At 57.3% G+C, this 8,708-nt stretch carries 6 protein-coding genes; 2 read left to right on the forward strand and 4 right to left on the reverse strand.

Going from position 1 to position 8,708, the window contains the following annotated elements; translation table 11 throughout:
• Positions 1 to 3: 3 nt before the first annotated feature.
• Both WBM93_RS08880 and WBM93_RS08885 read left to right on the forward strand, forming a co-directional pair.
• The gene (locus WBM93_RS08880; protein WP_424431063.1) at positions 4 to 1,767 is read left to right on the forward strand and encodes an SLC13 family permease; all 1,764 of its coding nucleotides are present in this window, start codon (positions 4 to 6) and stop codon (positions 1,765 to 1,767) included.
• A gap of 73 nt (positions 1,768 to 1,840) precedes the next feature.
• A complete protein-coding gene (locus tag WBM93_RS08885) occupies positions 1,841 to 3,079 on the forward strand; it encodes a dicarboxylate/amino acid:cation symporter (protein ID WP_424431054.1) in 1,239 nt (412 codons plus the stop codon).
• Between the two features lie 112 nt (positions 3,080 to 3,191).
• Here WBM93_RS08885 and WBM93_RS08890 read toward each other — a convergent pair whose 3' ends face one another.
• The 4 genes from WBM93_RS08890 to serA all read right to left on the reverse strand — a co-directional run bounded on the left by WBM93_RS08890 (position 3,192) and on the right by serA (position 8,531).
• Positions 3,192 to 4,226 carry a rod shape-determining protein gene (locus WBM93_RS08890; RefSeq protein ID WP_424431056.1) on the reverse strand — a complete coding sequence of 345 codons (1,035 nt, stop codon included), beginning with the start codon at positions 4,224 to 4,226 and terminating at the stop codon, positions 3,192 to 3,194.
• A gap of 239 nt (positions 4,227 to 4,465) precedes the next feature.
• Entirely contained in the window at positions 4,466 to 5,755 is a 1,290-nt protein-coding gene (locus WBM93_RS08895; RefSeq protein WP_424431058.1) for an adenylosuccinate synthase, read from the reverse strand.
• 12 nt (positions 5,756 to 5,767) lie between these two features.
• Positions 5,768 to 6,883, reverse strand: coding sequence for an ATP phosphoribosyltransferase regulatory subunit (locus tag WBM93_RS08900; protein ID WP_424431060.1), 1,116 nt, complete (start codon positions 6,881 to 6,883; stop codon positions 5,768 to 5,770).
• 64 nt (positions 6,884 to 6,947) lie between these two features.
• Positions 6,948 to 8,531 carry a phosphoglycerate dehydrogenase gene (gene serA / locus WBM93_RS08905; protein ID WP_424431062.1) on the reverse strand — a complete coding sequence of 528 codons (1,584 nt, stop codon included), beginning with the start codon at positions 8,529 to 8,531 and terminating at the stop codon, positions 6,948 to 6,950.
• Positions 8,532 to 8,708: the final 177 nt, after the last annotated feature.

The following is an 8,708-nucleotide window of genomic DNA, read 5'->3' on the forward strand; positions in this document are numbered from 1 at the left end:
TATATTCAGACCCACAAGGCGATTATTGGCTTGGTCATTTTGGGTCTCTTGTTCGCCGGGTTCATTATGGAGCGCTTTCCGGCCGCCGTGGTCGCGGTGCTCGGGGCCTGCATGTTCCTGTTTCTCGGGATCATCGATTCCGATGGCCTGTTCTCGGTCTTCTCCAATACCGCACCGATCACCATCGCCGCGATGTTCATCCTTTCCGGAGCCTTGCTGCGAACCGGGACGATTGACGCGATTGCCGGTTTCATCATCAAGCGTGCCAAGCGGCACCCCAAACTGGCCGTCGCCGAGATGTTTCTCGGCGCGTTTGTTGCCTCGGCCTTCATGAACAACACGCCGGTCGTGATCGTCTTGATTCCGATCATAATCCGTCTGTCGCGGGCGACCGGTTTCTCTTCCAAGAAATTGCTGATCCCGCTCAGCTTCATATGCATATTGGGCGGTACGACCACGCTGATCGGAACCTCGACCAACCTCATCGTCGATGCGGTTGCCCGGGATCAAGGTCTGGCCGGATTCGGGATTTTCGAGATCACGCCATATGGGCTGATCGCTGCGACTGCAGGCACGGTCATGATGGTTTTGTTCAGCAGCTGGCTGCTTCCCGGCGGCGAGGCCAAGGGTCAGTTTGACAGCAGCGATGAAAGCGCTTTTCTCACCGAACTGACGGTCCGCCGCAAGGCATCGGTGATCGACAAGAAGCTCTCGGCCGTCCCGGAATTGCGCCGGGCCGGCCTGGAGGTTACTGCGGTCAAGCGGCTGAGCAGCTATATCCGACATGAACTTGATACGCATATATTGCGGGCAGGCGACCGGATTGTCGTTCAGCTGGATCTCGCCGAACTGATTTCCATGCGAAAATCGGAAGATTTCAAGATCGGCATTGTCCGAAAAGGCGATGTCGGGCCCTTGGGTGAAGAACTGGTTGAGGCGACAGTGGCACCGAGCCATCCCAGCATCGGCAACCGGCTATTTGACATTCCCTTTCTGTCGCAGCTCGATGTTCGCATACTAGGGATGACCCGCTATCGTAACCTGCCGCGTTCCGATCTGACAAATGCGCGCATTCACGCGGCCGACCGGTTATTAGTGACCGGCTCCAGCGAAGATATTCGCCGCATGTATCAGAACCCCAATCTGTTCGGCGTCGGCCAGACCAAAATCCGCGCCTTTCGCCGGGACCGCGCACCGATTGCAATCGGTGCTTTGGTTGCGGTGGTGGTTCTCGCCGCGCTCAATGTCATCCCGCTGGCCGTCGCCGCCATTCTAGCGGTTGGTGCGATCTTGCTCGCGCGCTGTATCGATGCGGAAGAAGCCTGGGGTTCGATCGACGGCAATGTCCTCGTCCTGATTTTCGGCATGCTTGCGGTGGGCCTTGGTCTGGAGCAGGCCGGCAGCGTAGACTTGCTGGTCACCGAATTGACTCCCTTTCTGCGGGAAATACCGCCCTGGGGACTGGTATTTGCGATCTACATCCTGTCGGTGATCATGACCGAGATCGTGACCAACAATGCGGTGGCGATCATAATCACACCGATTGCGATTGCGCTGGGTACCGATCTGGGGGTTGATCCCCGGCCGCTGGTCATCGCGGTCATGTTCGCAGCCTCCGCAAGCTTTGCAACGCCGATCGGCTATCAAACCAATACTCTGGTCTATGCCGCAGGCAATTACCGGTTCACCGATTTCTTCAAGGCCGGAATTCCGCTGACCTTTGGTGTTGGCTTATCAACCTGTCTGGCGATTAGCTTCTGGATGTAGCGCCGCGCGAAAAGCTTGCCGCGCCACGCCACTGGCGATAGGCGAGGATGATAACATAAACGGGGGAAACAACATGCTGGCTTTCTGGTTCAAGATACCGCTCTGGCAACGGGTGATCGCGGCGCTGATCCTCGGTGTTATCACCGGCCTGGTCTGGGGACCGGAATCAGAAGCCATCAAATGGATCGGTGATTTTTTCATCAAGTCGATCAAGATGCTGGTTGTCCCGTTGATCTTCTTTTCGCTCGTTGCTGGCGTGGCCGCGCTTGGCGATCTTAAAAAACTGGGCAGCGTCGGCGGACGGGCAATGATATTATTCGTGATCACCGGACAGATTGCCGCGTGGCTGGGCCTTGCGCTCGGGACATTTTTTCAGCCCGGCAAGGGTGTGGATACCAGCGCGATCCAGAAGGGCGAAACCCCGGTGCCCAACGACACAAGCGCTATCGACATGATCCTGTCGATCGTCCCCGACAGCCCGGTTCAGGTGATGGCCGATGTGCGCGTATTGCCGCTTATCGTCTTCGCTCTCTTGATCGGTATCGGCATTTTGATGGCCAAGGAAGACGGCAAGCCGCTCGCGAAAATTTTCGATAGCGGCGCGATTGTGATGCAGAAAGTGACGATGATCGTCATGGAACTGACACCCTTTGGTGTTTTCGCGCTGATGGCGTGGGTCGCAGGAACATTGGGGATCGATGCCCTGATATCGCTCGCCCAGCTGGTCGGCCTTAACTATCTCGGTTGCCTGCTGATCATTGGAGTGATGTACTCGGCGATGATCAAATTTGTCGCCAAGCTGCCGGTGATCGATTTCTTCCGCGGTATCGTTGACGCGATTGCGGTCAGTTACTCCACCGCCTCCTCCAACGCGACCCTGCCGGTGACCCTGCGCTGCGTCGAACGCAATCTTGGTGTCAGCAATTCGGTTGCGAGCTTCGTCGTGTCGCTCGGCGCGACGATCAATATGAATGGCACCGCGATGTATCTCGGCCTTGCCACGCTGTTCGGCGCGCAGATTTTTGGCGTTGATCTGACCTGGGGCGATTATCTTCTGATCTCGATAACCTCTACTTTGGGCGCCATCGGAGCGGCGGGCATCCCGGGAGCCGGTCTGATCATGATGGCTTTGGTCTTCGGCAGCGTCGGCGTGCCGCTCGAAACCATCGCCTTTGTTGCTGGCGTCGACCGGATCATGGACATGATGCGCACCACGACCAATGTCTCCGGCGATGCCGCGGTCGCCGTGACGGTGGCGGCGATGACCGGTGAGATTGACCGCGAGGAAATGATCTCGGCGGATGATGTCTAGGGGAGGGATCACGGTCAGATGTTCGCTGCGCTGAATCGAGAAATTGCTATGTTCGATTTTCTGTTATCAAGCCAAAATGCTTTGGCCTGACGGATGGCCCGCACCGTCGATTCTAGGCGGGGATCAACACATTGCGAAAAAGTGGATCTTCCATTGCCCTGCCGGCGCCATTAGCGACGCAGGTTAGTGGATCATCGGCAATAGTGACTGCCAGTCCCGTTTTTTCGGCAATAAATTCGTCAATTCGTCCCAGTAATGCGCCACCACCGGTCATTACAATGCCCTGTTCCATGATATCCGCCGCCAATTCCGGCTTGGTATTCTCCAGTGCATTGAGCACCGATTCGACTATCTGGCCTACCGGTTCGGCAATAGCATCAGCGATTTCGGCTTCGGTGATAGCAATTTTTTTCGGCATGCCACTCACGAGATCGCGTCCCTTGATATGCATTGTCCGTCCGTCACCGACCGGGCTCACCGCACTGGCAATTTCATGTTTGACCAATTCCGTGGTGGTTTCACCGATGGCCAGATTATGCCTGCGGCGTATATGATATGCGATAGCATCATCAATCTTGTCGCCACCCATGCGTCCCGATGTGCTGTAAGCCAGCCCCTGCAAAGATAACACAGCTACCTCGGTCGTACCCCCGCCAATATCGACCACCATCGCACCGATGGGCTCGGCGATCGGAATCCCCGCGCCAATGGCTGCGGCCATCGGTTCCTCGATGAAAAATACACCTGATCCGCCTGCATTGGAAGCTGCATCGCGCAGGGCACGTAGCTGTACATTAGTCGAGCCGGAAGGAATACAAACGACAATATTGAAGCGCCGAAATATCCCGGGCTTTTTCCCGTGTACTTTATGGATGAAATGTTTGATCATCTGTTCTGCGACATCAAGATCAGCGATGACCCCGTCTTTGAGTGGACGACTGACCGAAATATTGCGCGGCGTTTTACCCATCATCAGCTTGGCATCGCTGCCAACCGCGCGCACCTTTGTAACACCGTCATTGGTTTCCAGCGCGACGACGGAAGGTTCGTTGAGCACGATCCCGCTATCCCGCACATAAATGAGCGTATTGGCCGTACCGAGATCGATCGCCAAGTCGTGTGACTGGAGTTTGAAAAAACTTTGCATAAAATTGGGGATTCTTTGATTAGAGCGGTCACATTGCCACCTCAACATGATGGCCCAAACGGGGTGACATTCAGACAATGAACCTGCGCTGTATAGCGGTTCGGTGCCAGCGATCCCCCAATTCGCGATAATATCGCAATACCCGTAAAGAGAATCCTGAAACGCTTCGAACGTCTAACCACCCGTTATGCCCCCGACCAAGTCTGCCCAACGGTCGGTTCCGGGATCGAGCGGCCATTTTAATCCGCAAACGGATCCGTCACCAGAATAGTATCTTCCCGCTCGGGCGACGTTGATACCAAAGCCACAGGGCACTGGATCAACTCCTCGACCCGCTTGATATATTTGATCGCCTGCGCCGGTAGATCGGCCCAGCTGCGGGCACCGGCGGTGGTTTCGTTCCAGCCGGACATTGTCTCATAGATCGGTTTGACCGCAGCCTGATCCTGATGATGTGGCGGCAGATAGTCGTAGGTCATGCCACCCAGGTCATAGCCGACGCAGATTTTCAGCTCCTCGAAACCGTCAAGCACGTCAAGCTTGGTCAGCGCGATGCCGGCAACGCCGGACACCGCCAGAGCTTGCCGTACCAGCACGGCATCAAACCAGCCGCAGCGGCGCTGACGGCCGGTATTGGTACCAAATTCATGGCCGCGTTCACCCAGCCGTTGGCCGACAGCGTCGTCAAGCTCGGTCGGAAACGGACCGGACCCGACGCGGGTTGTATAGGCTTTGGTTATTCCCAGCACATAGCCGGTGCCGGATGGACCGATACCCGATCCTCCAGCTGCGGTTCCTGAAATCGTGTTCGAGCTGGTGACGAACGGATAAGTGCCGTGATCGACGTCGAGCAGCACGCCCTGCGCGCCTTCGAACAAAATGCGCTTGCCGTCGCGTCGCGCCTCGTTGAGGCGTTTCCACACCGGCTGGGCATATTGCAGCACGCTGTCGGCGATTTCCTTCAAGTCATCGAGCAGTCGTTCCCGGTCCACTGGCGGTTCGCCAAAGCCTGCACGAAGCGCGTCATGATGGGCGCAAAGCCGGTCGAGTTGCGGCCCCAGATCGTCGAGATGGGCCAGGTCGCAGACCCGGATTGCGCGGCGGCCGACCTTGTCTTCATAGGCCGGTCCGATACCCCGCCGGGTCGTACCGATCTTGCCCTTGCCGCTGGCGTCCTCGCGCAGCGCATCGAGATCGCGGTGGATCGGCAGGATCAGCGGGCAGGTTTCGGCAATACCGAAATTGTCTTTGTTGATTGCTACGCCCTGGCTTTCCAGCTTCTTGATCTCGTCGCGCAAATGCCATGGATCAAGCACCACGCCATTGCCGATAATCGACAATGCGCCCCGTACGATACCTGAGGGCAGCAAGGAAAGCTTGTAGACCGCTCCGTCGACCACCAGCGTGTGGCCGGCGTTGTGACCGCCCTGAAAGCGGACAACGACATCGGCGCGTTCGGACAGCCAGTCGACGATCTTGCCTTTGCCCTCATCACCCCATTGCGCACCGATTACCGTTACATTGGCCATTGAGTCACTTTCCTATAATGGTTCCGGCTGATCGCCGTTCAAAATATGCGAACATCCAAGCGCCTCGGCCTGGTCTTTGTCTGACAGGGCTGCCACCGTGCGCCAGCCCGCTTCTCTCAGTCCTGCGGCCGCAGCGCGGTCATACCCGAGGGGCAGGAATATCAGGTCGCTGATCTTTGTGCCAAAACCGGCATAGATCAACGGATTGGGGTATAACGAAAAGCCAACCGCGGCTTCGGACTGGCCATCGGGATGGACAATTTCATAACTGCCCCCGCGTCCCAGCGCACCGACAAAAGTCTCGGCATAAAGCGTGAAACCGAACCAGTTCTGATATTCAAAGCCGTGCCGTTCGGTTGGATCCAGCGTGAGACTGGCCTTGCCTTTGATGCTTTCGGCAATGCGGGACACACCGTCCAGTCGCGAACCGAGCAAGTCGCCGGTATCAAATTTGCGCAACCTTGCCATTGCTTCGTCAAACGGGCCGGTGGCTTCGATCAGGGGCAGATAACCGGTTGCGCCCATTGCGCTCAGACCACCGGCATCCTTCATATCCAGTTCGCCGCGTACTTCGCCGATCTGGGCTTCGTTCAATGGCAATGGTCCTGCCGCCAGCATGTCGATTAGGTCGGGCATGGTGAAATCAACCGTGATGCCGGTGACACCCGCCCTCTCCAGCGCTTCAACCGCCACGGAGACGATCTCGCTGGCGGCGATGACGCTGTCACTGCCGATCAGCTCGGCGCCTATTTGCAACCGGCTGCGTTCCGGATGCAATTGTCCCGAGCGCAGTTTCAACACCTGGCCCGAATAGCTGAGCCTGAGCGGACGCGGTCGCTCGGCCAGGCTTGTCTTGGCAATACGGCCGATCTGCATGGTCATATCAGGTCGCAGCGCCAATGTGCGCTGGGAAATCGGATCGACAAAGCGCATCAGGTCATTTCTCGATGCGCCCCGCATTTGTTCGGTCAGACCATCTTCATATTCCGCGAGCGGCGGTGACACCCGGGCATAGCCGTGGCTGGCCAGCGTATCGAGCACATCGCGTTCCAGTCGCGATGCCGCCTCGGCATAAGGTGGCAGCGCGTCGTGAAAGCCTTCGGGCAAGAGGTTGGATGGCGTTCGCATGGCCCTGCTCCATAGCCCAAGCAAAGGCTCAGGCCATCTTTTTTTTGGGTCTTGGTCTTTCGAATTAGAAGCGCAGCGCCTTGACCGTCTTCACGCCTTCCAGCTGGCAAACGGACCACAATACAGGCTCTTCCACCGGCGAATCTATCGAGAGGAGCAACACGGCCTCTCCTCCTGGCGCGTCACTGCGACGGCCGAGGTGGAAGGTACCGATGTTGACTCCTGCTGCACCGAGCGTCGAACCGACGCTGCCGATAAAACCGGGCTGATCCTGGTTGACTATATAGAGCATGTCACCTTCGAGATCCGCTTCGACCTTGATTCCGAACATCTCGACCAGTCGCGGCCCGGATGATCCGAACAATGTACCGGCTACCGATTTCTCGCCTTCGTCGGTGGTCACCGATACCCGTACCAGCGTGTGATAGTCCCCTTCGCGCTCGTGGCGGATTTCGCGGACATCGAGACCGCGTTCCTTCGCCAGATATGGCGCGTTGACCATATTGACCGTGTCGCTATAGGCCCGCATCAGGCCGGCCAGCACTGCTGCTGTAATCGGTCTCTGATCCAGTTCGGCAGCCGCGCCTTCCACTTCGACAGCAACGCCCTTGATCTGATCGGCTGCGAGTTGGCCGACGAGAGAACCCAATTGGGTGGCAAGCGTCATATAGGGTTTAAGCTTTGGCGCCTGCTCCGCCGAAAGGCTCGGCATGTTAAGCGCATTTTCGACGCCGCCATTGACGAGATAATCGGCCATTTGTTCGGCAACCTGGATCGCGACATTGACCTGCGCCTCGCTGGTGGATGCGCCAAGATGCGGCGTGCAAATCAGGTTACGTGTTCCGAACAGGGAGTTTTCCTTGGCCGGTTCCTGGGCAAATACGTCTAGTGCAGCACCGGCGACATGGCCGGATTCCAGGGCTTCCTTCAATGCCGCCTCGTCGATCAGGCCACCGCGCGCGCAGTTGATGATCCTGACGCCGGCCTTGGTCTTGGCAAGGGCTTCGGCAGACAGGATGTTGCGCGTCTGGTCGGTTAGCGGCGTGTGCATGGTGATAAAGTCTGCGCGGGCTAGCAATTCGTCCAGCGACACTTTCTCAACGCCGATTTCGACGGCGCGGTCTTCGGTAAGAAACGGATCATATGCGACGACCTTCATCCGCAAGCCGATTGCGCGTTCCGCAACAATCGAGCCGATGTTGCCTGCGCCAATCAGGCCGAGCGTCTTGCTGGTCAGCTCGACGCCCATGAATTTCGATTTCTCCCATTTGCCCGCTTGGGTCGAGGCATCGGCGGCAGGCAGCTCGCGGGCCAGGGCAAACATCATCGCGATGGCGTGTTCCGCCGTGGTGATGCTGTTGCCGAAGGGCGTGTTCATAACCACAACGCCTTTGGCGGAGGCGGCTGGAATATCGACATTGTCGACCCCGATACCGGCGCGGCCGACGACTTTCAAATTGGTTGCCGCTTCCAATATCTCGGCCGTGACGTTGGTTGACGAGCGGATCGCCAAGCCATCATATTCGCCTATGATTGCGATCAATTCTTCCGGTGTCAGTCCGGTGATTTCGTCTACTTCGCATCCCCGTTCACGGAAAATTTCAGCGGCTTTCGGGTCCATTTTGTCGGAAATCAGTACTTTTGGCATGTGTGTATTCCTTGTTGGGATAGTCATGTCAGCGCTGGCTGGCATCCAAAACAAAGTCCCAGTATCGCGGGAAATTATTTGATCCCCGGCCTTGGCCGGGGCGATAAAAATCAGGAAAGTTCGGCTTTCACCTGTGCATATGCCCATTCGATCCAGGGCAACAAGCGGCGAATATCT

It is taken from the genome of Parasphingorhabdus sp., assembly GCF_049667325.1.
Taxonomy (GTDB): Bacteria; Pseudomonadota; Alphaproteobacteria; order Sphingomonadales; family Sphingomonadaceae; genus Parasphingorhabdus.